The sequence below is a fragment of the Vibrio ouci genome, from assembly GCF_004551525.1.
Classification (GTDB): domain Bacteria; phylum Pseudomonadota; class Gammaproteobacteria; order Enterobacterales; family Vibrionaceae; genus Vibrio; species Vibrio ouci.
Genome location: NZ_SATR01000391.1, coordinates 1 through 404 on the forward strand (window position 1 = coordinate 1; position 404 = coordinate 404).

Consider the following 404-nt stretch of genomic DNA (forward strand, 5'->3'; position numbering starts at 1 on the left):
GAGGCGTGCTTGCCAATGAGTGGGGAGCTCTGGGTTACTGCGCTGTGCCTGGGGTGAGACTGGCATAGAGATAAGCATGTCGTTATCAGCAAAGTGCTCAACAACTTCATATCTTAGCTTTCGTTTTACAGGGGTTAACCAATGACAAYTGGAAGCKGCTTTGCTCCATGCAATCAACAAGTCAGCAGAAAAATAGCAACGGTCAAATAATGTGAGTGAGTTTGCTGGCACATCACCTAATAATCGGCGTGCTAGCGTTGCTTCACCGACCTGACAGGCATCAAAAGCAGCCCCTAYCATAAAGCGAGTTTCGGTSGCCATTAGGCCTACCATACGTAGTTGAGGATATGGCTTATATTTTTGAGAAATAAACCCAAATGCTTGCGCATTATCTTCGGAGTCCT

At 46.5% G+C, this 404-nt stretch carries 1 protein-coding gene; it reads right to left on the reverse strand.

Annotated features, from left to right (window positions below):
- A partial coding sequence (locus tag ELS82_RS26015) for a transposase (protein WP_341867202.1) occupies positions 1 to 404 on the reverse strand: 404 nt, incomplete at both ends.